This window comes from Mesorhizobium sp. M3A.F.Ca.ET.175.01.1.1, assembly GCF_004791945.1.
Lineage (GTDB): Bacteria > Pseudomonadota > Alphaproteobacteria > Rhizobiales > Rhizobiaceae > Mesorhizobium.
Genome location: NZ_SRTP01000001.1, coordinates 514,394 through 535,244, shown reverse-complemented (window position 1 = coordinate 535,244; position 20,851 = coordinate 514,394). Strand labels below are relative to the sequence as shown.

At 63.4% G+C, this 20,851-nt stretch carries 20 protein-coding genes and 1 tRNA gene; 6 read left to right on the top strand and 15 right to left on the bottom strand.

Annotation, left to right across the window (positions count from 1 at the left end; all coding sequences use genetic code 11):
• Positions 1–90: 90 nt before the first annotated feature.
• From EN818_RS02700 to EN818_RS02645, 13 genes are all read right to left on the bottom strand, one after another.
• Positions 91–1,494, bottom strand: coding sequence for an FAD-binding oxidoreductase (locus EN818_RS02700; RefSeq protein WP_095807377.1), 1,404 nt, complete (start codon positions 1,492–1,494; stop codon positions 91–93).
• Between the two features lie 53 nt (positions 1,495–1,547).
• Positions 1,548–2,303 carry an amino acid ABC transporter ATP-binding protein gene (locus EN818_RS02695; RefSeq protein ID WP_095807378.1) on the bottom strand — a complete coding sequence of 252 codons (756 nt, stop codon included), beginning with the start codon at positions 2,301–2,303 and terminating at the stop codon, positions 1,548–1,550.
• An 11-nt stretch (positions 2,304–2,314) separates the two neighbouring features.
• Positions 2,315–3,394: an amino acid ABC transporter permease gene (locus EN818_RS02690; protein ID WP_095807379.1), complete on the bottom strand. Its 1,080-nt coding sequence runs from the start codon at positions 3,392–3,394 to the stop codon at positions 2,315–2,317.
• A gap of 4 nt (positions 3,395–3,398) precedes the next feature.
• The gene (locus EN818_RS02685) at positions 3,399–4,562 is read right to left on the bottom strand and encodes an ABC transporter permease subunit (protein WP_095807380.1); all 1,164 of its coding nucleotides are present in this window, start codon (positions 4,560–4,562) and stop codon (positions 3,399–3,401) included.
• Between the two features lie 125 nt (positions 4,563–4,687).
• The gene (locus EN818_RS02680; RefSeq protein WP_095807502.1) at positions 4,688–5,722 is read right to left on the bottom strand and encodes an amino acid ABC transporter substrate-binding protein; all 1,035 of its coding nucleotides are present in this window, start codon (positions 5,720–5,722) and stop codon (positions 4,688–4,690) included.
• Positions 5,723–5,810: 88 nt separating this feature from the next.
• On the bottom strand, positions 5,811–6,761 hold the full coding sequence (locus EN818_RS02675; protein WP_095807381.1) for a LysR substrate-binding domain-containing protein: 951 nt from the start codon (positions 6,759–6,761) through the stop codon (positions 5,811–5,813).
• Between the two features lie 83 nt (positions 6,762–6,844).
• Positions 6,845–7,594 carry an SDR family oxidoreductase gene (locus EN818_RS02670; RefSeq protein WP_095807382.1) on the bottom strand — a complete coding sequence of 250 codons (750 nt, stop codon included), beginning with the start codon at positions 7,592–7,594 and terminating at the stop codon, positions 6,845–6,847.
• A 12-nt stretch (positions 7,595–7,606) separates the two neighbouring features.
• Complete coding sequence (locus EN818_RS02665; RefSeq protein WP_095807383.1) at positions 7,607–8,317, bottom strand: SDR family oxidoreductase; 711 nt, start codon at positions 8,315–8,317, stop codon at positions 7,607–7,609.
• Between the two features lie 24 nt (positions 8,318–8,341).
• On the bottom strand, positions 8,342–8,497 hold the full coding sequence (locus tag EN818_RS32510; protein ID WP_165349832.1) for a hypothetical protein: 156 nt from the start codon (positions 8,495–8,497) through the stop codon (positions 8,342–8,344).
• A gap of 101 nt (positions 8,498–8,598) precedes the next feature.
• Positions 8,599–9,387 (bottom strand): FadR/GntR family transcriptional regulator, encoded by a 789-nt coding sequence (locus EN818_RS02660; protein ID WP_245420412.1) that lies wholly within the window; start codon positions 9,385–9,387, stop codon positions 8,599–8,601.
• Positions 9,388–9,503: 116 nt separating this feature from the next.
• The gene (locus EN818_RS02655; RefSeq protein ID WP_095807385.1) at positions 9,504–10,310 is read right to left on the bottom strand and encodes an SDR family oxidoreductase; all 807 of its coding nucleotides are present in this window, start codon (positions 10,308–10,310) and stop codon (positions 9,504–9,506) included.
• Positions 10,303–11,115 (bottom strand): shikimate dehydrogenase, encoded by an 813-nt coding sequence (locus EN818_RS02650; RefSeq protein WP_095807386.1) that lies wholly within the window; start codon positions 11,113–11,115, stop codon positions 10,303–10,305. The genes EN818_RS02655 and EN818_RS02650 overlap by 8 nt, the downstream gene beginning before the upstream one ends.
• Before the next feature lie 4 nt (positions 11,116–11,119).
• Complete coding sequence (locus EN818_RS02645) at positions 11,120–12,010, bottom strand: 2-hydroxy-3-oxopropionate reductase (RefSeq protein WP_095807387.1); 891 nt, start codon at positions 12,008–12,010, stop codon at positions 11,120–11,122.
• A gap of 106 nt (positions 12,011–12,116) precedes the next feature.
• Between EN818_RS02645 and EN818_RS02640 the strand changes: the two genes are divergently transcribed.
• Both EN818_RS02640 and EN818_RS02635 read left to right on the top strand, forming a co-directional pair.
• Positions 12,117–12,881, top strand: a complete 765-nt coding sequence (locus EN818_RS02640; RefSeq protein ID WP_095807388.1) for an aldolase/citrate lyase family protein — start codon at positions 12,117–12,119, stop codon at positions 12,879–12,881.
• Between the two features lie 14 nt (positions 12,882–12,895).
• Positions 12,896–14,113, top strand: a complete 1,218-nt coding sequence (locus EN818_RS02635; protein ID WP_095807389.1) for an FAD-dependent oxidoreductase — start codon at positions 12,896–12,898, stop codon at positions 14,111–14,113.
• Between the two features lie 630 nt (positions 14,114–14,743).
• Here the strand turns inward: EN818_RS02635 and EN818_RS02630 are convergent.
• Together EN818_RS02630 and EN818_RS32505 are read right to left on the bottom strand one after the other, a co-directional pair.
• A tRNA-Ser gene (locus EN818_RS02630) sits at positions 14,744–14,833 on the bottom strand.
• Between the two features lie 1,108 nt (positions 14,834–15,941).
• Positions 15,942–16,100, bottom strand: coding sequence for a hypothetical protein (locus EN818_RS32505; RefSeq protein ID WP_165349831.1), 159 nt, complete (start codon positions 16,098–16,100; stop codon positions 15,942–15,944).
• Positions 16,101–16,498: 398 nt separating this feature from the next.
• On the opposite strand from EN818_RS32505, the gene EN818_RS02620 reads away from it, so the two are divergent.
• From EN818_RS02620 to EN818_RS02605, 4 genes are all read left to right on the top strand, one after another.
• Entirely contained in the window at positions 16,499–17,767 is a 1,269-nt protein-coding gene (locus EN818_RS02620) for a septal ring lytic transglycosylase RlpA family protein (protein ID WP_129552760.1), read from the top strand.
• A 68-nt stretch (positions 17,768–17,835) separates the two neighbouring features.
• Positions 17,836–19,014: a D-alanyl-D-alanine carboxypeptidase family protein gene (locus EN818_RS02615; protein ID WP_189523759.1), complete on the top strand. Its 1,179-nt coding sequence runs from the start codon at positions 17,836–17,838 to the stop codon at positions 19,012–19,014.
• A 72-nt stretch (positions 19,015–19,086) separates the two neighbouring features.
• Positions 19,087–19,761, top strand: coding sequence for a dTMP kinase (gene tmk / locus EN818_RS02610; RefSeq protein WP_095807419.1), 675 nt, complete (start codon positions 19,087–19,089; stop codon positions 19,759–19,761).
• On the top strand, positions 19,758–20,813 hold the full coding sequence (locus tag EN818_RS02605; RefSeq protein WP_095807420.1) for a DNA polymerase III subunit delta': 1,056 nt from the start codon (positions 19,758–19,760) through the stop codon (positions 20,811–20,813). Before tmk ends, EN818_RS02605 begins: the two co-directional genes overlap by 4 nt.
• Positions 20,814–20,851 lie beyond the last annotated feature (38 nt).

Sequence of the window (20,851 nt, the reverse complement as noted above, 5' to 3'; positions counted from 1 at the left end):
GCGGACCGAACCTGCCTGTCGGACTATACCTGCACTCTGTCGGATAGGGGCGAAATCAAGAAATGCGGTCCATTCGAAAGTTTTTCTTTCCTATGGATTTCGCACCAGGACACCGGGATTCATCGCGCCTTGCGGATCGAACGCATTCTTCAGCCGCGCCATGAGTTCCCGCTCCACCGAACCCCGGTTGCGGTCGGCCATAGCGATCTTGGCGCGTCCAAGCCCATGCTCTGCCGCGAAGCTGCCGCCCATTGCCGTGGCGAGCGATGCCAGCCCTTCGGCGAACGCTCCGGCCTTGCCCTCGAAATCGGAGCGACGCTCCGGAGGCGACAGGTTGTAGTGAATGTTGCCGTCGCCGAGATGCCCGAACGGATTGATCCGCACGCCGGGAAGAATGTCGTTGCATATCGTTGCGCCGGCTTCGATGAAACGGGCGATGGCGCCGGGCGGCACTGAGATGTCGTGCTTCAGCTGCTCGCCCTCCAGGCGCTGCCCTTCGGGCTGTTCCTCGCGCAGGCGCCAGAACTGCGCCCGCTGCGCGCCCGAGGTCGCCAGCGCGCCGTCGACGACCAGCCCTTGCTCCACGCCCCATTCCAGCGCTGAAGCCAGGATGTCGTCGAGGGGAACGCGCGTCGAGCCCGATGCCATTTCGACGAGCAGATAGACGTCGCCTCGCGACTCGAGCTGGTAGGCGAGGTCCGGCAGGTGCTTGAGCGCGAGCGTCAGCCCGACATCGGAAAAGAATTCGAGCCCGGCCAGAAACTCTTGCGCCTCGCCGCGCAGGCAGGTGCCGAACGAGACGGCGGCGGCAAAGTCGGACATGACCAGCAGCGCGCTCGCCTGCTGCCGGTGCGTGGGATAAAGCCGCAACACCGCACGCGTCACAATGCCCAGCGTGCCTTCCGCGCCGCAGAACAGCTTGCGCAACTGATAGCCGGCATTGTCCTTCTGCACCGCGCGCAGGCCGTCCCACACCGCGCCGTCCGGCGTCACGACTTCGAGGCCGAGCACCAGATCTTGCATCATCCCGTAGCGGAACGCTTGGCTGCCGCCGGCATTGGTGCCGATCAGGCCGCCGATCCTGGCGCTGCCTTCGGCGCCGAGATGCATCGGAAACATCAGGCCGTGCGGCTCCAGCGCCTCGTGCAGGGAGGAAAGCACGACGCCGGCTTCGACCGCGACCGAGCCGCTTTCCGGGTCCGGTTGGCCGATCGCCGTCATGCGGGACAGCGAGACGATCACCGCGTTCGGCTGATCGGCGACGGCGCCGCCGCACAGGCCCGTGTTCCCGCCTTGCGGCACGACGGCCAATCCTGCTTCCCGGCAAGCTTTGACGACCGCGGCGACCTGCGCAGTGTTGGCGGGCCGGGCAACGCCGAGGGGCGGGACGCCATAGCGGTTCAGCCAATCGCGTTGATATGGCTCGGCGTCGCTCCCCGAAAGCCAGCCTTTCGGTCCCAGAATCGCCTGCAATGCACCGACGGGATCTGTCATCGAAGTCCCTGAACTGTCCGACGTGCCGCGTATAGAGGGTAGGGGCGCCCCGCTCAATGACCCAGAACCTGCGAGAGGAACTGTCGCGTGCGCTCGTTGCGGGACGCGGCGAAGAACTCCTCCGGCGGCGCCTCCTCGACGATCTCGCCGCCGTCCATGAAGATCACCCGATCGGCAGCCCGGCGCGCGAAGCCCATTTCATGCGTGACGCAGATCATCGTCATGCCCTCGGAGGCAAGCGTCACCATGACGTCGAGCACTTCGGCGATCATTTCCGGATCGAGCGCCGAAGTCGGTTCGTCGAACAGCATGATCTGCGGCTGCATGCAAAGGGCACGCGCAATCGCCACCCGCTGCTGCTGGCCGCCGGACAACTGTCCCGGAAACTTCATCGCCTGCTCGGGAATGCGGACCTTTTCCAGATAGCGCCGCGCGGTCGCCTCGGCTTCCGCGCGCGGCCGCTTGCGCACGATCATCGGTGCGATCATGCAGTTCTCCAGCACCGTCATATGCGGAAACAGGTTGAAGTGCTGGAACACCATGCCGACTTCGCGCCTGATCTCGTCGATGTTGCCGACGTCGTCGTTGAGTTCGGTGCCGAGCACGGTGATGCGGCCGCCATTGTGCTGTTCCAGCCGGTTGATGCAGCGGATCATGGTGGACTTGCCGGAGCCGGAAGGACCGCAGATGACGATCCTTTCTCCCCGCTCCACGCAAAGGTCTATCTTCCGCAGCGCATGGAACGACCCGTAATATTTGTCCAGGCCCTCGATGCGGACCGCGGGTCCGGACGATTGCGTGGCATTCATGTGCACCTCCCTTAGCGTTCGCCGACCGACATGCGGCGCTCCAGGAAGCCGCCGTAGCGGGACAGGCTGAAGACGAAGACGAAGTAGATGAAGGCGATGAAGGCATAGACCTCGACATAGGCGAAGCGCCATTCGCCGGTGCCGTAGGCGGCGTTGCCTGAGGCCAGGATCTCGAAGAAGCCGACGATGACCACCAGCGAGGTTTCCTTGAACGAGATGACGAACTGGTTGATCGTCGCCGGCAACGCGTTGCGCATGGCCTGCGGCAGCAGGATGCGGCCGATGCGCTGCCAGTAGCTCATGCCGAGAGCCATGGCGGCCTCTTCCTGTCCCGTCGGAACACCCTGCATTCCGCCCCTGACGATCTCAGCCTGATAGGCAGAAAAGAACAGGGCAGAACCAAGGATCACCCTGTACAGCTTGTCGCCCTGGAGCCATTGCGGCAGCGCGAACGGCAGAACGATGGCGAATGTGAACAGAATCGAGATCAGCGGCAGCGAGCGGACCGAATCGATGATGACGCCGGTGGTCCGCGATATCCACGGCAGTTCGGACCGGCGCAGCAAGGCCAGGCAGATCGCCAGCGGAAAGCCGATCAGGCAGGTGGTCACGAAAATGAAAAGAGTCAGCGCCAATCCGCCCCAGGCTTCCTCGCCGACATAGGCGAGACCAAGCACGCCGCCTTTCATCAGCACGTAATAGAGGGCAGTTCCGGCGCCCCATACGAGTGCGATGCGGCGGCCCGTCCAGAACGCGGGAATACAGCTCAGCACCGTCATGACCACCACCGTCACGCAGGCGAGCGCCGAGCGCCATTGCTCCTCGAAGGGGTAGAGCCCGAACAGGATGATGCGCCACCTCGCCGCGATGACCGACCAGCAGGCTCCTGCCGCGGCCTGGCAGGCCTCGGGCCCGCCGCTCGTCGTGAACACCGCCGAGAACACTGCCCAATTGAGCAGCTTCCAGGCCAGAGAGGCCATGATGGCAAGGGACACCAGCGACAACAGGGCCTGAAGCGGTGTTACAAAGAAGCGTCGCTTCAGATCCTCCAGCCGTCCTGGCGCGGGCGGAGCAACAAAGATCATCTCCATTGTCTCATCCCCTCAGTTGATTGCCCTTAAGGGCAATGGCCTTGTTGATGCGGTTGAATACAGCGGCCAGGCTCAGATTGATGGTAAGGAAGCCCGCCATCAGGATGCCGATCGCCTCAAGCGTCTGGCCGGAATGGTTGATCGTCAGCGCCACGATCATGAAGAAGTCGGTGAAACCGACGGCAATGCCCATCGTCGTTGCCTTTATCAACCAGACATACTGGTTGGCGAGGATCGGCAGCATGGCGCGCAGCGCCAGCGGCAGCCGCACCAGCGTGAAGATGCGCCAAGGGCTGAGCCCCAGCGAAAGTGCCGCTTCCACCTGGCCCTTGCTGACAGCCTTGAAGCCGCCGCGCACGATCTCGGCGATGTAGGAGCCGCCATAGATGGCGATAGCCACCGCCAGCGCGGAAAATTCCGGCGGAATGCGCAAGCCCCCTTTGATGTTGAGGCCCTGCAAGGCCGGGAAGTCGAGCAGCGGCAGGCCCGGAAGGCGGCCGCCCGCCAGGATGAGGACCGCGCAGGCCAGCGCCGCCGCCGCGCCGGCGAGTTGGATGCCGAGGCGCTCGCCGAGCGGTCGGTTGAGGCGCGACGTCCTGCCCAGCCAGACGGGAAGCGCGATTGCGCCGATGAATGCGATGGCCGCCGCCGCGAACGCAACGCCGCCGACATTGGGGATCGGTGCATAAAGGCCACGGCTGGTCAGCAACATGCCGAAGGCCTGATGCGCGGCGCGCGGCGTCGGCAGGTGCGTGATGACGGCGTACCAGAAGAACACCTGCAGGATCAGCGGGATGTTGCGGAAGATGTCGACATAGGTACGGCCGAGCAGCCGCGCCAATTCGTTGGAGGAGGTGCGCGCCAAACCGACGATCGTCCCGACGACTGTCGCCAGGATCAGCCCGACGCTGCCCAGGAAGAGCGTATTGATGATCCCGATCAGGAAATACCACCAGTAGGGATCATTGGCCGTGGCGGGCAGGAGGGAAAAGCTCACGTCCCAACCCGTCGACTTATACAAGAAGTCGAACCCGGAGGTGATCCCCTGCTGGGCAAGGTTGCGTCGGGCGATCATCGCGCAGGCCAGCACCAGCGCTCCAAGCGACCCGACATAGACAACCTGCAACAGCGCGTTGCGGGCCTTCTGATTTCTCAGCAGGCTGACCATTGACCGACTTTTCCTGAATTGCCGCCGTCTCCGCCCGGCGAAAGCAGGGCGGAGGCACATGCGTTAAATTCCTCCCAGCCGCATTTCAGCGGCGCCAAGTGATGCCATTCGGCATGTCTGGTGGATCAGTCGATCACCAGCGGGAACAGGACCCCGCCATTGTTCCAGAGGTTGGTCAGCTCGCGATCCATCTTGTAGGGCGAGTCCTTGCCCAGATCGCGATCGAAGATCTCGCCGTAATTGCCGACCTTCTTGATCACGTTGTAGGCCCAGTCGTCGGCGAGCCCGAGACCCTTGCCCAGGCCCGGTGTCGCGCCGAGGAACTTCGCCACCTGCGGTGAGGTCGGCTTGGCCTTGATCTCATCGACATTCTTGGACGTGATGCCTTCCTCCTCGGCGAAGAGCAGGGCAGTGAGCGTCCAATTGGCAACGTCGACCCAATTGTCGTCGCCTTGCCGCACGATCATCACCTCGGGCTCGACGGCGAGCACGTCGGGCAGGATCACGTGGTCGTCGACCTTGCCCTTGGCGACACGCGCGATTGCGAGAACCGGCCCCCATTGGGCGTACATATCGCAGCGGCCCGAGAAGTATGCCTGCTCAAGCTCCTCGGTCTTTTCGATGACGACCGGTTCCAGCTTGATTCCCACCTTCTGCGCATAGGCCGCAACCTGCTGCTCGATGGTCGTCCCGGCGGGAATGCAGATCGTGCCGCCATTGGCGTCCTTCAGCGACTTCAGATTGAGTTCCTTGTGCGCCATCACCTTGGTTGTGCCGAGATAATAGGACATCGAGAATTGCAGGCCGAGTTCGGTGTCGCGGCTGAGCGTGCCGCCCGAGGCCTTGATGATGATGTCGACGTCGCCCGACTGCAGCGACGGCCAGCGCTGGGCCCAGCTGATCGGAACGACTTTCAGCTTCGCCGGACCGCCGAGCACGGCCGTGGCCACCGCTTTGCAGAGATCGATGTCCATGCCCTTCCAGTTGCCCGTGTCGTCGACCTCGGCGAAGCCGAGATAGGAGCCGTCATGGCCGGTGCAGTTGAGCATTCCGCGCGCCTTCACGGTTTCCAGCGTCTTGCCGCCGGCCGCCTCGGCCGGCACCGCGAAATGAACCAGGCCAAGGGCCACGGCCGCGGCCCCCCATTGCATCATTTTCATGTTCTGTGTCTCCACTGTTGAGGTTTGCTTTGTTCTTGTTCTTGGAGGTCTGAGACGCGCGTCCTGGACCCCGGTCACGAAGCCGCTCCTAATCGGAGAGCGGGGTCGGTTTCGGCAGCGAAGAAAGCTTGAGGTCGCTCCCCCAGTCCTGCTGAACGAGCCATCGATGCAGGGCCGCCACGGCTTTCACGCGCAGATGACCGCGCGGCACGATCAGGTAGAAGCCTGGGACCTCCTCGGTCTTCATGTCTGAAAGAGCGTCACGGCCGATCGGCGCAACCAGCGCGCCCGATCGCAAATCCTCCTCGGCGTCGATGACGGAGACGAGCCCGATGCCGATGCCCTGCAGGGCCGCACGGCGCATCGTCGCGGCGTCGTCGAAGCCGATGCTGCGGTCACCTTCCGCCTGCTCCACGCCGAGGTGCCGCAATATGTCCGGCCACAGGCGCTTCGACTTGACGGTGTCGAGCAGGGTGAACCGCGTCAGGTCCTGAGCCGACTTGATCTTCTCGCCGATGGCCGGCGTGCAGCAGATGATCTTCGGATCCGGCACCAGCAGCGTGGTCTCGTAGTCCGGCCAGTTGCCGTAGCCCCACTGCACCGTCATATCGATGTCGTCACGGCCGAAATCGGGCAAGTCGACCATCGTCGTCAGGCGTAGGTCGGCGCCCGGCAGGATCTCGCGGTACAGCGCAAGCCTGGGCAGAAGATAGTGCGTGGCGAAGTAGGGGCTCGCATTGAGGTTGATGCGATCCCTGTAGTTCGATTTGGTGACGCGGCGGACGCCTTCGGAGAACTCGTCGAAGCCGGCCTTGACGTAATGCGAGAGCAGGATCGCCGACTCGGTCAGTTCGATCGATCGGCCCTTGCGCTCGAACAGCGTCACCTGGAGCGTGTCCTCCAGGAGCTTGATCTGCTGCCCGACGGCCTGTGGGGTCACCAGCAGCTCGTCGGCCGCCTGCCGGAAGCTTTTGTGCTGCGCCACGGCATGAAAGACCCGAAGAGCATTGAGCGAAGGAAGGCGAAGCTTGCCGGTCATGGTGAATTCCGCCTCCTTTCGTCCGAGACTCCGTTGATGATGCACTGCCGTATCTCAGCCGGCGGCGGCCGCTGAAAGCCCGCTCAAGCGTATATGTAACCGCCGGAAACGATTACATTTTCGCCGGTCATGTAGGTGTTCTTCGGGCCGCCGGTCATCAGCACCCATTCGGCGATCTCGGTCGGCTCGGCACCGCGGCCGAGCGGGCTGGCCTTGGCGAGTTCCTCGAGGAAGCCGAGGGCCTTCGCCTTCTCCGTGGCCATGCCGGCCGGCGCCACCGAATTCACCAGGATCCCGTCCTTTGCGACGTGATGGGCAAAGGACCGCGTCAGGCTGACGACCGCAGCCTTCGTTGCCGCATAATGGGCGTTCTGCGGATGCGCCTTGAAAGCGTCGACCGAGGTCAGATTGACGATGCGCCCGCGCACCTGGGCTTTCGGCTCCTGCAACTGCATGTGGCGAACCGCCGCCACCATCATGTGGTAGGTGCCCTTGATGTTGATGCCGTTGGAGGCGTCCCACTCGGCGTCGGTGATCTCGAGCAGCGGACGGCGTGGGTAGATCGCGGCGCAATTGATCAGCGTGTCGACGCGTCCGAGATTCGCAACGACGGCGTCGAAGGCGGCGTGGCATTGAGGGCCGAGCTGGATGTCGCAAGTCGCGGCCGCGGTCGGCAAGCCCTTGGCCTTTGCTGGTTCGAGCGCTGCCTCGGCGGCTTCCTTGTTGATGTCGATGATGCCCAGCTTGGCCGCTCCGGCCTCGACGGCCATGCGGGCGAGAAGCGCACCCAGGCCGGCGCCGCCGCCAACGATCAGAACGGAAAGATCCTTCATTCCAGTTTTTCCTTATTTGGTGCCGCTCGGCGAGGTCGGCCAGGTCGGCATGATGTCGAAACGGGTAACGTCGGCCCACGCGGGGAGCGCCAGCACCGCGACGACCATCTTGGCCACGTCATCCGGCTGCACCACCTTTCCGGCGTACATGGCAGCGCGCGCGTTGGCGTCGAGGATCTGGTTGTAAAGCTGCGTCTCGACACGGCCGGCGACGATCTCGGTGACACGTATGCCGGACGGGGAGAGGTCGGCGCGCAACCCGGCGGCAAAGCCCGAGATCGCCGCCTTGGTGGCCGAGTAGACGGCAATGTTGGAGAATGCGGCATGGCCCGCGACGGAGCCGGTGAACAATATGTGCCCCGACTGCCGCTCGCGCATCTGCGACACGACGAGGCGGGTGAGCAGGATCGCTGCGCTGAGGTTTATCTCAAGCGTCGTGTCGATATCGGCGATCTTCATGTCGGCGAAGTTGCCGAGCGGCGGCATTATGCCGGCATTGTTGATCAAGACGTCGACGGTTAGACCTGCCAGCACCGATTCCAGCGCCTCGCGATCGGTGATGTCGACGGCGATCGGAACAATGCCTGGCCGCTCGGACTGCAGCTCCTTCAGCGCTGCCTGGCTGCGGCCGACCGCATAGACGTCATAGCCGGCGTCGCTCAACGCGATGGCGATCGCTCGCCCTATGCCGCTCGTCGCTCCTGTGATGAAGGCTGTGGTCACGTGGGTTCCCCAAATTGGCTGGCGTCAGTGTGCGGCCTTGGCCGATGCTGCGAAACCAAGAAAAGCAACAAAAAGGAAAGATGCACTTTCGAAAGCGCTTCCGGCGACTGAAGCGTGCTGCGCCGCTTGCACGAGCCCCAGCCGCAGCAAATCAAAGGAAAGCAATACTTTTCTACCCATGCAAAGCGCTTTCGCGTTGCCGATTGAGCAAAACGCGGCTTTCGCTAGCGGGTGACGCCTGGCCCCCGGACCATGTGGTCAGCAATGCAAGCCCTTGAGGCTCATCCGCCTGTCGATACCGGCCTTTTCATTTTGGTGAAAAGCGTGGCCGCGGCCGCCTTCTGCTCTGCATCCGTTGCCTCTACGCCAGAGGCTCTCGCCAAGGCGCGCACGCGTCCGAGGCTGTTGTGCAGATGCTTGCGCATGGCCTGGCGGGCGGCGCGGCCATCCTGTCTTTCGATCGCATCGACGATGGCTTGGTGCTCGCTGTGAATGCGCGCGTAGTAGCTGTCCTTGAGTGCCGGCTCGACGACATAGCCGAGTTGGAAACGTGGCACGATCATCGGTCCGAGATAGCTCAGGAAGCCATGGATGAACTCATTGCGGGCGGCCTTGGCGATCGCGAGGTGAAAATCATAGTCGTAGTGGATCTGGACGGCGGCGGGATCCGCCTGCTGCGCGTCGATCTCATCCATCATGGCCCGGATATTGCTCGCTTCCTTGTCGGTCCGGCGTTCCGCGCAAAGCCCGGCGGATTCCACTTCGACGCTCAATCTCAATTCGAGCAGGGCGATGGTTTCCGGCAGGGTTCTGAGCGCCTCGTCCGGAATTGAGAAATTGCGTGGTGCAGGCGTTTGGCTGACAAACATACCGCGCCCTTGCTGCGGCACCACCATGCCTTCCGAGCGCAGACGCGCCACCGCTTCGCGCACAACCGTGCGGCTGACATCGTATTCGGCGCAAAGCTCCGCCTCCGTCGGCAGTTGCGCGCCGGGCTGCAGCTTTCCCGAATGGATCTTGTCGGCCAGGCTCTCCGCCACAACGGTGGACAGCGGCTTGCGCTTCGTCATCAGGACCCTTCCGTTCGCGTCCAAGGCCAGATTCGGGATGATGCCCGAACCGGCAAAACCATTCAAACCGCCGCCGTGGCGACCGTCCGACCGTGAATTCCGGCTTTGGCCATCTGTCAGATCACCGGTGCTTGCCGGATAGGATTGCCTTGCAGGTACTGCGCGTAGGGCGCCTGGACAAGCCAGCCGGCATCGACGGGCAGCGTGATCCCGGTGATCGAAGCGGCGCGGTCGGAGCAGAGGAACAAGGCCGCCTCGGCCACGTCGCGCGGCTCGACGAAGCGGCGCAGCGCCGTAGTGGCCTGGATCGCATCCGGGTTGCGTTCGCCTTTGGCGATCTTGGTCTTCAGCCCGTCGGAGAGCGTGTAGCCCGGCGCCACGGCATTGACGCGAACCCCATGCGGACCGAGCTCGGCAGCCAGCATCTGGGTCAGGGCCAGCACCGCGTGCTTCCCGGGCGTGTAGGCTGGGAGCGACAGCGGTGCGAAAGAGGCCAGCGACCCGACGTTGAGGATCGCGCCGCGCCCGGCGGCCGACATCAGCCGGCCGAACACCTGGCAGCCGAGAAGGGTGCCGCGATAGTTGATCCGCCACATCTTCTCGTCTTCGTCCAGATCCTGGTCGAGCACATGCTTGCCGCTCTGAAGGATGCCGGCGCAGTTGACCACGACATGAGGCGTACCGAACCTGTCCACGGCATCGACCGCCAGAGCCTCGACAGAGGAGGGGGCGGCGACATCGGTCTGGACAAAGACGGCGCGTGGCGCGCCGGCAGTCTCGCAGGCCGTTGCCGTTTCCTTGCCTCGGACGGCATCGCGGCCCGCGACGACCACCTGATAGCCGTCCTCGGCGAAGCGCTCTGCTATCGCGCGTCCGATGCCGGATGTGCCGCCGATGACGACGGCGGTCATTGCTTCAGCCATTGCCGCGATCCTTCCGCTCGATGTCGAAAAATTCAGCCATGGCTTCTACCTGGAAATCCATCATCGGGCGTCCGGGCTGGATCCGGCAGCCAATTTCCTTCGCCGCCTTGAGCAGGGCCGTCTCGGCCGGCTCCATGATGATGTCGACCACCGTCATGTTCGGCGTCAGTCGGCTCACATCCATCGGCAGCGGGTCGCCGGCCTTCAGGCCGGACGGTGTGGCGTTGATCGCCATGTCCATTCCGGATGGGTCGGGCTGGCCGACCTCGATGCGGCAATTTGGAAAGGATTGGTGGACCAACGACGCGAGCTTCTGCGCACGTTCCGTGTCGATGTCGGCAAGGCGAATTTCCGCTGCGCCTTCTTCGGCCAGGCAGTAGGTCAGGGAGGAGCCAGCGCCGCCGGCGCCGACCTGAAGGATGCGCCGGCCTGCGATCTGGTGTCCGCCCGCCTTCAGCCCGTCGATGAAGCCGACGCCGTCGAAATTGTCGGCATACCAGGTGCCGTCGGCCTGCCTGCGCACGGAGTTCGCGCTCTGCACGCGTGCCGCGCGGTCGTGGGCGGCCGCGCATTTGTGGTAGACCGGCACTTTGTACGGCACCGAGATGATGACGCCACGGATGTTCTCCGCCGCCGTGATGCCGGCCCAGAAGGTGTCGAAGTCCTCCGGACGGCAGCTCAGCGGCACCATCAGGCTGTCGAGCCCTTTCTGCTCGAAGATCTCGTTGAAGATGCCAGGGCTCTTCGCATGGCCCACGGGATGGGCAAGCATCACGAAGACATCGGCTTTGCCGGTTCCGCGCATCGGTTCAATTCCTTTCCTTTGACAATTCATGGTCGCTCAGGACTTCGAGAGCCCGAACGAGGGACGAGTGGTCGGCTTCCGCGCCGTCCGGTCGCGCCGAACAGGCGTTCATCAATTGCTGCGCCATCGCTGTGCTCGGCAGTGCCGCGCCGAGCGCGCGGGCGCTTTCGAGCGCGAGATTGAGATCCTTCTGGTGCAGCCGGATGCGAAACCCCGGCGCAAAACTGCGGGCGATCATGCGCTCGCCATGGACCTCCAGCACACGCGAGGAGGCAAAGCCCCCCATCAGGGCACTGCGCACTTTCGCCGGATCGCAGCCGGCCTTGCTGGCAAAGACCAGAGCCTCGGCAACGGCCTCGATGTTGAGCGCTACGATGATCTGGTTGGCGATCTTGCAGGTCTGGCCGGCGCCGTTCTTCTCGCCGATCAGCGTGATGTTCCTGCCGAGCTTCTCAAAGATCGGCAACGCGCGCTCGAACTCGGCGGCCGGGCCGCCGACCATGACCGTGAGGCTCGCTGCCTTGGCGCCGACCTCGCCGCCGGAGACGGGTGCGTCCAGATAGCCGGCGCCGGCTTGCCGGAACCTCGACGCGAATCCGGCCGTGGCGATCGGGCTTATCGAACTCATGTCGATGACCAGCTTTCCCGCCGAGATTCCCTCCAGCACACCGTTTTGGCCGACGAGGACCAGTTCCACGTCAGGCGTGTCGGGCAGCATGGTGATGACGATCTCGGATGCGCACGCCACTTCGGCAGGGGAGGCGACCACCGACGCATTCAGCCCTTTTGGAAGAGGCGAGCGGTTCAGCACCGTGACGATATCGTGTCCGGCATCGGCGAGATGTCGCGCCATTGGCGCACCCATCACGCCCAAACCGATAAAGCCAATTTTCATGCTCAAATCTTTCTGTCGCGTCAGAGCGGCTTGCAGCTCAAGTTACGTGTATGATATAGGACATCATACAAATTTCAATGCATCTCTGACTGGAGCCGATCGCAAAATGCAGGAGCGCATCAACTCGCTGAAGGCGGCCGTGCAGGCAAACCGATCTCATATCGGAATCTGGTGCTCGTTGGCCTCGGCGCTCACCACCGAGGTCGTTGCAGGTTCCGGAGCAGGTTGGCTGCTGATCGACGGCGAGCACAGCCCGAACGATCTGCGCAGCATCATGGCGCAGTTGCAGGTCACCGCGGCATTCCCTTGCGAGGCGGTGGTGCGGCTGCCATCGGACGATCCCAATCTCATCAAGCAGGCGCTGGATGTCGGCGCCCGCAGCCTGATGATCCCGAACGTGCGGACTGCGGATCAGGCGCGGACAATCGTTGCCGCAATGACATACGCGCCCGGCGGCTTCCGCGGCTTCTCGGTCGGCCACCGCGCCAACGCGTTCGGCCGGATCGCCGGTTACCACGCCAAGGCGCGCGAGCAGCAGCTGCTGGCCGTGCAGATCGAAGACGAATCCGGCGTCGCCAATGCCGCCGAGATTGCAGCGGTGGAGGGCGTCGACGTCCTGTTTGTCGGGCCGGGCGATCTCTCCACGAACATGGGCGCCATGGGCAATCCCGGCGCGGCACACGTACAGGAAGCAATTTCGTCGGTGCGCAAGGCTGCGGCAGCCGCGGGCAAGGCCAGCGGCATCCTGGCTCCCGTCAAGACGGATGCCGACCGCTATCTCGACGATGGCTTCACCATGATTGCCGTCGGTTCGGACCTCGGCCTGTTGGCACGAGGCTCGGATGCCCTGATCGCCTCGTTCAACCGGTAGAGCGAAGAAAAACCATGCCGATTCCTCCCTACAAATCTCCTTCGCGCAGGTCCTATGACATCGTCATCGTCGGCGGCGCGGTCATGGGCTCGTCTACGGCTTACTGGCTGAGCCAGGCGCTGGGCGATAAAGCTTCAATCCTGGTGGTCGAGCGCGACTCGAGTTACGAATTCTCCTCGACGGCGCTCTCCACCAGCGCCATCCGCCAGCAATATTCCAATCCGATCAACGTGAGGATCAGCCAGTTCGGCATCGAGATCATCCGCGGCTTCCAGGAGCGGATGGCGCCTTTCTACAACAACGAGCCGGCCCCCGACCTCGGCTTTCGCGAGCACGGATATCTTTACTGCTGCTCGCCTGACGGCGTGGAGGCGGCCAAGGAACGGGTCGACCTGCAGCGCAGCCTCGGCGCTCATACGGTCTTTCTCGAGCCGGGTCCGCTGAAGGAACGCTTTCCGTGGCTGAATGTCGAGGATCTCGGCGGCGGTTCATGGGGTTCCCGCGAAGAGGGCTGGTTCGATTCCATGGGCATGCTGAACGGCTTCCGCCGCGCCGCGCGAGCCAGCGGGGTCGAATACATCGACAATGCCGTGACGGGGCTGGAGGTGGCTGGCGGCCGAGTCGTCTCGGCGAAACTCGCGACCGGCGAGACGGTGGCCTGCGGCACCTTGGTCAACGCCGCGGGCCCGCGAGCGCAGCAGGTCGCCGGCATGGCCGGGCTCTCCATCCCGGTAGCGCCTTACAAGCGCTACAGCTTCGTCTTCGCCAGTGCCAATCCGATCCCGGGCCGCATGCCCAACGTCATCGATCTTTCCGGCACGTTCGTGCGCCCGGAAGGTGAGCTTTTCCTCACCGGCAACACGCCGCAAGGCGATGGGCCGGCCGACTATGACGACTTCGAAATGCATTTCGAGGAGTTCGACGACTATATCTGGCCGGCGCTGTGGCACCGCATTCCGGCCTTCGACGCCTTGAAGGTCCAGACCAGTTGGACCGGCCATTACGAATACAACATGCTCGACCACAACGGCATCGTCGGCTTCCACCCAGAGGTAAGAAACTTCATGTTTGCCAATGGCTTCTCCGGTCACGGCCTGCAGCAGTCGCCGGCGGTTGGCCGGGCGGTGTCGGAGCTGATCGTCCACGGATCCTTCCAGACGCTCGACCTGTCGCCGTTCTGCTACGAGCGTATCCCGCGCAACGAGCCGTTCCTCGAAGAAGCCGTCATCTGAGCGGGGAGGGGTTTCGGATCCCGGTCTACCCTGCTGCGCGGAGGCGGGAGCGGCCCGGTACCCTTAGTTTCGGGGAGTAAGGGTGACCGGGCCTGACCGGCGGGGACTTCGCTACGGGGACTACGCTACGACGGGCACCGGCTAACGAGGAATATACGCTGTCGCTAAAATGATCGGAACGCATCCATAAGAACGAAGGCGGGACTAACCTAAGGAGGTTGGCGCCCGCCGGCGGCACCAGCTTGACGCCGAGGCACCAAGGCTTGCGGTCTCGATCGGCAGCGCCCTAAGGCGCGTGGCGCTGAAACGGATCCAGGCGACGCGCTTCAAGGCTTTTAGTGGTTGAAGGCGGTCCAGATGAGAAAGCCCGCCAATACCACGGCAGCCTCTGGTAACGGCGCGTACCACTCCGCGATGGCCCGATCGCTTCGGTTACCGGGCTTTTTAGCAATCGCGAATGTGTGATGAGTGCGGTAGACGAATTTGGGGTTAAGGTATCTCTTCACCCCTTAGACCAAACTCCAGTCCCTTGGCCCGGCGCTTCGGCACCGGGCGTTTCTTTTTTGGGGCATGGCGAAGTTATGGCATGGCCCAGAACAGTATCTAACGCTTTGAAATTGCTAGACCTTGTGGCGGAGGGAGTGGGATTCGAACCCACGGTGAACTTGCGCCCACGCCGGTTTTCAAGACCGGTGCCTTAAACCGCTCGGCCATCCCTCCGCTGCGGTTTTTCAACCACTTAGGATCATCGCTGTCGGTCGTTTTGAGCAGGTGGGCACCGCAGTGCACCAGCGGGCTCGACCGGTTCGCGCTTCATTCCTGTAGTGCGGCAGTCAGGGCCGCGTCAACCACCCGCTGCGGCACCTCCCTAATGTTCAGCCAAAGGCGCTGAGGCGATGCGATCATTTTGCGCTTCCCAAAGCGTTGGCGGGCCAGACAGACCAATGGCCCACCCGTCAGCCCCGCCGACAGGACTTCGGTCGCATGACCGCCAGGCATGTGGGCCCGCTTAGCTGTGTCATTAGAAATTGCTAAAATGCAGGTTGATATCAGGGGTTTGGCAAATGGACGCACTGAATATTTACCTGGAAGCCAAGCGATTGGCGGACACTGTAGAGCCACCAGCAAGATATAGTCCTCTCCAGGCAGGCGTGCTTGGGGTCGCCATAGCTGGAGGCACGGTTGCAATTTCTTCTTGGGTCTTCGGCAGCGACCATATCGCGGGCGCGACCAGCTTGGCGATGATCTTGGCATTTGCCCTGGCGTACTTCTCCCTCAGGAGCGACAGACGAAGGAATACGGAGGCTTTCGAGGCAGAGTTTGTCGCCCTGTTGCAACGGGAGGGGAGGAAGGAAGAAAGTCGTCGTGTTCTCCAGTGTCGTCGGCCGAGACTCACTGCTTCCTCAGCCTAACACCGGCAACCCATTCGGAAGGAGACCGCCAATCGCGGGTCGGTCGGTATCCTCGAGCGACAGGCGGACTGATCCAAGCACCGCGGCGGCACGCTGCACGTTCGCTCCGCGAAACTCATGCATGTCGCCCAGAAGTGTGCAGCGGTTCTGGGGCAAAGACATGCATCAAATCAAAGACTTAAAGCGCGTCGCCTGAATCCGTTCGGATCCGTTTCAGCGCGACGCGCTTTAGTTGTTGAACGAGACCCTCACAAGTCCCGGAAAATTCTCTGCCTGCTGAAGGCCGCTCGAGAGTTGAGTCCAGTATCGGCCCTTGTTAGCCAGACCGTCCCACACGAAAAAAACGGCAACTGCGGCGACGACCAACAGAACCGGTCGCATCGGTAAGCTCCCTCAAAGTCGCGGGGCTCAGGAGTTTAGGCGGGTTGGAACCGCTCGACCGGATCCTTGCCCGACAATGCGATCAGCCGCATGGCCGCGAAGGCCGCCATGATCAGGAAGACCGCCGTGATGTCGAGGAAGATCGACCACGCAAGTTCTAGACTGCTGTGGTCATAGCAGACTGCGAGTTCCATGACGCGCGTTACCCCTTCAAACCCACCAGTTCCCAATCCAGTGGCCCACGCCGCATCCAAGCATGATCCTGATTAGAGAAAAATACAAGAGACAGCTAATATAAGCCCTAAGCTCTCACCTGACGGCTAATGGCGCGAAAGGCTCCCGGTCATACTCCGCAGGGCATGGAAGGCCCTTGCCGAATACACCCGTGTAGCATACCTCGGGTGGCCGGTGACGGTCGCGCGCTAAGCCACGGGCGATCCCGCCATAATCTCGCCCGGTTCCGGCCATAATCGATTAACATCGTGATAAACAATTCCTGTGCAAAAGGGGATTGGGGATCAAGGTGTTGCTGGCATTTGCGGGCGCTTTGGCTCCGGCTGATGGCGGCAAGACTTAGGGGACAATCGAAATCATGCAGACACCGGCGCGTCCGCGTCTTCGTCGCGCTCCTGCTTTCGCGCTGTGCGCCCTGTCAGTGGCACTGCTTGCCGGCTGCACGTCGACGCCGCAGCCAAAAGCCATGATCGACAAGCGGCCGCGCTCCAAGGAATACTTCGCCGAATCCGAATATGGCGTGAAGGCGAGCCCGCGCGTCGCCTTCATGCGGCGCGGCGGCGGTCGTGACCAGCTCGGCAAGCCCTATCAAGTCCGCGGCAAGTGGTATTATCCCAAGGAAGACAAGAGATACGCCAAGGTGGGTCTGGCCTCATGGTACGGCGACGCCTTCCACGGCCGGCTCACAGCCAATGGCGAAGTCTATGACACGGCGCAACTGACGGCGGCGCATCCGACCATGCCGTTGCCGAGCTATGCCCGCGTCACCAATCTTGAGACCGGCAGTTCGGTCATCGTGCGGGTCAATGACCGCGGCCCATACCATGAGGGCCGCATCATCGACGTGTCGGAGCGTGTCGCGCAAATGCTCGATTATGACAGGGTCGGCACCGCAAAGGTGAAGGTCGAATATGTCGGCCGGGCGCCGCTCGACGGCAATGACGACCAGTATCTGATGGCTTCCTACCGTCCCGGCAACAGGCGGCCGGATCCGTCCGATGGCCTGCCGACAGGCGTGATGGTGGCCATGAACGGCCCCTCGCCGAGCCTGTCGATGAGTGATGCGCCTCCACCGGCCGTGCCATTCCCCGGCCAGCTGACCAGTTCGGGGCAGGCTTTTGCGTCGCAGCCCGGGCTGTCGGCGCAACCGACCTCGTCCGAGCAGCCTGCTATGTCGGGGCAGGGTGTCAGCGAGGTCGTGCTGCCCGATTTTGGACCGATCGTGCCGGAGCGTCCGGAATTCAGGCTGCCGCCGAATTCGCCCTTTGCCATGGCCTCGCTGTCCTATGCCGATGAGCGGGTCAAGCGAGCCGACGTCTTTGCCGCCCTCGACGCAAGCGGCATGTCGCCTGCCGACATCCTGCAGTCCTGGAAGAAATCGAATCGCCAGGATCAGGCGCCGGATTCGGACTATGTCGCCGCTGGTTCATTCGATGACGCGGTCCAGGCAAAGCGGGTGGCAGCGGCACTCGAGCGGTTCGGCAGGACCGAAATCCAGCGCACCGAACTCGACGGCAACGACTGGTATGCGGTCAATGTCTATCCGAATGGCCATGGCAGCATCGACGACCTGCTCAAGGCGGCGTGGTCGCATGGCGCGCCGGACGCGCTGGTTGTGCGAAACTGATCGCACGCACGGTTGATCCGTCGGAAAGAACCCTGCTAGCTTGGCCGGGGGTAACGGGTCGAGACTTCATGCTGTTCCGCTTCTTTTCGCCTTTCGCCGGATTCCTGGGATTGGCCCTCTTGCTGCTTTGCCTTGGCCCGGCCGGCGCGCAGCTCTTCGAGACCAAGGCGGCGCAGGCATTCATGATCGATGCCGAGACCGGGACCGTGCTTTTCGCCAAGGACGCGGACAAGCCGTTCCCGCCCGCCTCGATGGCCAAGCTGATGACGATGGAAGTGGTCTTCAACGCCATCAAGTCGAAGCGCATGACGCTCGATGATACTTTCGTGGTCAGCGAGAACGCCTGGCGCACAGGTGGGGCGCCGTCGGGAACCTCGACCATGTTCGCCAAGCTGAAATCGGCGGTCCGCGTCGAGGACCTCATCCAGGGCGTGACCGTGCAGGCCGCCAATGACGGCTGCATCGTGCTCGCCGAAGGCATGGCGGGTTCGGAAGCAAATTTCGCCGCCCAGATGACGGAGCGCGCCCGCGAAATCGGCCTTCAGAAATCCACCTTCGTCAATTCGACCGGCCTGCCGGCCGATGGCCAGCAGACGACGGTGCGCGAACTCGCCCAACTGGCGCTCCATATCTGGCGCGACTATCCGGAATTCTTCCACTACTATGGCCAGCCGGATTTCGCCTGGAACAAAATCTCCCAGCGGAACCGCAATCCGTTGCTTTCCATGGGCATCGAAGCCGACGGCTTCGTCGCCGGTGCCAGCGAGGCGGGGGGATTCGGCATTGTCGGCACGGTCAGCCACAACGGCAGCAGGGTCATTGTGGCGATGAACGGGCTCGCAAGCGACCGGGAACGGTCAGAGGAAGCGCGCAAGCTGCTCGATTGGGGATCGCGCTCGTTCCAGAAGACAGAGATCTTCGCCAAGGACGAGGTGGTCGGCGAAGCCGAGGTCTTCGGCGGCGACAAGTCCGGCGTGGCGTTGAAAGCCAAAGGCCCGGTGGACATCTTCCTGCCGATCGCCAACCGCGACAAGTTGACGGCCAGGATCGTCTATAACGGTCCGGTGGCGGCACCGGTGGAGGAGGGGCAACCGGTCGGCGAACTGCGCGTTTGGATAGGCGACACGCTCAGCCAGCGCACGCCGCTGTTCGCCGCCGAGGCGGTGAAAGTCGGCACGCTGCCGCAGCGCGCGCTCGACGCCGCCAAGGAACTGGCTGTCGGCTGGCTGCGCCAGAAACACTTGTGATCGGGCAAGTTCGTGGACCTTTTGCCGGACGAGGACTATGACAGCGGCCAGCACGGGCAAAGGCGTTCTCGATTGGCGAGCGGATTTTTCATCACCTTCGAAGGCGGCGAGGGAGCGGGCAAGTCGACGCAGATCGAGCGGCTGGCGCGCAGAATGCGCGCCAAGAGGTACGATGTGCTGGTCACGCGCGAGCCAGGCGGCTCGCCGGGCGCCGAAGCGGTCAGGCATGTGCTGCTGTCGGGCGCCGCTGAACCGTTCGGACCGAAGATGGAGGCGATCCTGTTCGCCGCCGCGCGCTCCGACCATGTCGAGCAGATCATCCGGCCGGCGGTCGAGCGCGGATCGGTTGTTCTCTGCGACCGCTTCCTCGATTCCTCGCGTGTCTACCAGGGCGTGACCGGCGGGCTCGACCCGGATTTCATGGAAGCGCTGGAGGCTGTGGCCGTCAATGGCATGGTGCCGGACATGACGCTGATCTTCGACATCGATCCCGCCGAGGGCTTGAAGCGCGCAGCAGCACGCCGCGGAGCTGGTGACGTCGCAGACCGCTTCGAGAAGGAGACACTCGCCATCCATCAGCGCCGCCGCGAAGCATTCCTGGCGATCGCCACGGCGGAGCCGGACCGCTGCATCGTGATCGACGCCGCGGCCGACCCCGACACGGTGGAAAATGTCGTCACGGCCGCGGTTTTTGCGGCACTCGAAAAGCGTATGCCGGTTGAGAGCAAGCAGACGGCGCCGGCATGATCTTCGAGCGCATTGCCCCCGAACAGCACGATACGCTGGACGGCGTTCCCGAGCCGTCGGAAACGCCGCGGCTGATCGGCCATGCGCACACGGCCAACATGCTCGCCGCCGCCTATCGTGCCGGCAAGCTGCCGCATGCGCTGATTCTTGCCGGGCCGCTCGGCATCGGCAAGGCGACGCTCGCCTTCCATCTGGCGCATCACCTGCTGAGGCATCCGGCTCATGCAACGGCGCCTGAAACATTGGCCGTTCCCGATCCGGCATCGTCTCTGTTTCGCCAGATCGCCACCGGCGCTCATCCGTCGGTGCTGCACCTCACGCGCCCGGCCAACGACAAGACCAAGAGTTTCAAGACGGTGCTCACCGTCGATGAGATCCGCAAGGTCAATCGCTTCCTGTCGATGACCTCCCATGACGGCAGTTACCGCGTGGTGATCGTCGACCCGGCCGACGATATGAACATCAATGCCGCCAACGCCCTGTTGAAGAATCTGGAGGAGCCGCCGGCCCGCACGCTGTTCATTCTGATCGTGCACGCGCCGGGAAGCCTTTTGCCGACGATCCGGTCGCGCTGCCAAATGGTGCGGCTGTCGCCGCTCGGCGCGGAAGAGCTGATGGCCGTGCTGGACGGCATCGAGCCGCCGCCACCCGACGATCCCGCCGCCCGCGCGGCGTTGGCCGAGCGGGCAGGGGGCAGCGCCCGCAACGCGATCCTGCTCACCCAATATGGCGGGCTGGAGATCGCCGGCGCCCTGGATGCGCTGGTGGCCTCGAAGAAACGCGATATCGCCGGCGCACACCGACTTGCCGAGGCTGTTGCCGGCCGCGACCAGGCGATCCAGTTCGACATCTTCAACCGCCGTGCACTCGATCTGCTGGCTGCAGCCGCCAGCGCAGCGGCGCTAGCCGGCCATCTTGCCAGGGCCAAGACGCTGTCGGAAGCTTGGCAGGAGGCGCTGAACACGATATCTGAAGCCGAGACCTACAATCTCGACAAGAAGCAGCACGCCTTGACCATGATCGACCGCCTGAATTCTGTGATGCGAATGTGACGGTTTCTTTGATGCATGCCGTGGCCCAAGACCGGGGC

Bases quoted from the DNA above. Each gene is read 5' to 3' on its own strand.
- EN818_RS02700 (WP_095807377.1), bottom strand. From the start codon at position 1,494: ATGACAGATCCCGTCGGTGCATTGCAGGCGATTCTGGGACCGAAAGGC.
- EN818_RS02695 (WP_095807378.1), bottom strand. From the start codon at position 2,303: ATGAATGCCACGCAATCGTCCGGACCCGCGGTCCGCATCGAGGGCCTG.
- EN818_RS02690 (WP_095807379.1), bottom strand. From the start codon at position 3,394: ATGGAGATGATCTTTGTTGCTCCGCCCGCGCCAGGACGGCTGGAGGAT.
- EN818_RS02685 (WP_095807380.1), bottom strand. From the start codon at position 4,562: ATGGTCAGCCTGCTGAGAAATCAGAAGGCCCGCAACGCGCTGTTGCAG.
- EN818_RS02680 (WP_095807502.1), bottom strand. From the start codon at position 5,722: ATGAAAATGATGCAATGGGGGGCCGCGGCCGTGGCCCTTGGCCTGGTT.
- EN818_RS02675 (WP_095807381.1), bottom strand. From the start codon at position 6,761: ATGACCGGCAAGCTTCGCCTTCCTTCGCTCAATGCTCTTCGGGTCTTT.
- EN818_RS02670 (WP_095807382.1), bottom strand. From the start codon at position 7,594: ATGAAGGATCTTTCCGTTCTGATCGTTGGCGGCGGCGCCGGCCTGGGT.
- EN818_RS32510 (WP_165349832.1), bottom strand. From the start codon at position 8,497: ATGGGTAGAAAAGTATTGCTTTCCTTTGATTTGCTGCGGCTGGGGCTC.
- EN818_RS02660 (WP_245420412.1), bottom strand. From the start codon at position 9,387: ATGACGAAGCGCAAGCCGCTGTCCACCGTTGTGGCGGAGAGCCTGGCC.
- EN818_RS02655 (WP_095807385.1), bottom strand. From the start codon at position 10,310: ATGGCTGAAGCAATGACCGCCGTCGTCATCGGCGGCACATCCGGCATC.
- EN818_RS02650 (WP_095807386.1), bottom strand. From the start codon at position 11,115: ATGCGCGGAACCGGCAAAGCCGATGTCTTCGTGATGCTTGCCCATCCC.
- EN818_RS02645 (WP_095807387.1), bottom strand. From the start codon at position 12,010: ATGAAAATTGGCTTTATCGGTTTGGGCGTGATGGGTGCGCCAATGGCG.
- EN818_RS02640 (WP_095807388.1), top strand. From the start codon at position 12,117: ATGCAGGAGCGCATCAACTCGCTGAAGGCGGCCGTGCAGGCAAACCGA.
- EN818_RS02635 (WP_095807389.1), top strand. From the start codon at position 12,896: ATGCCGATTCCTCCCTACAAATCTCCTTCGCGCAGGTCCTATGACATC.
- EN818_RS32505 (WP_165349831.1), bottom strand. From the start codon at position 16,100: ATGGAACTCGCAGTCTGCTATGACCACAGCAGTCTAGAACTTGCGTGG.
- EN818_RS02620 (WP_129552760.1), top strand. From the start codon at position 16,499: ATGCAGACACCGGCGCGTCCGCGTCTTCGTCGCGCTCCTGCTTTCGCG.
- EN818_RS02615 (WP_189523759.1), top strand. From the start codon at position 17,836: ATGCTGTTCCGCTTCTTTTCGCCTTTCGCCGGATTCCTGGGATTGGCC.
- EN818_RS02605 (WP_095807420.1), top strand. From the start codon at position 19,758: ATGATCTTCGAGCGCATTGCCCCCGAACAGCACGATACGCTGGACGGC.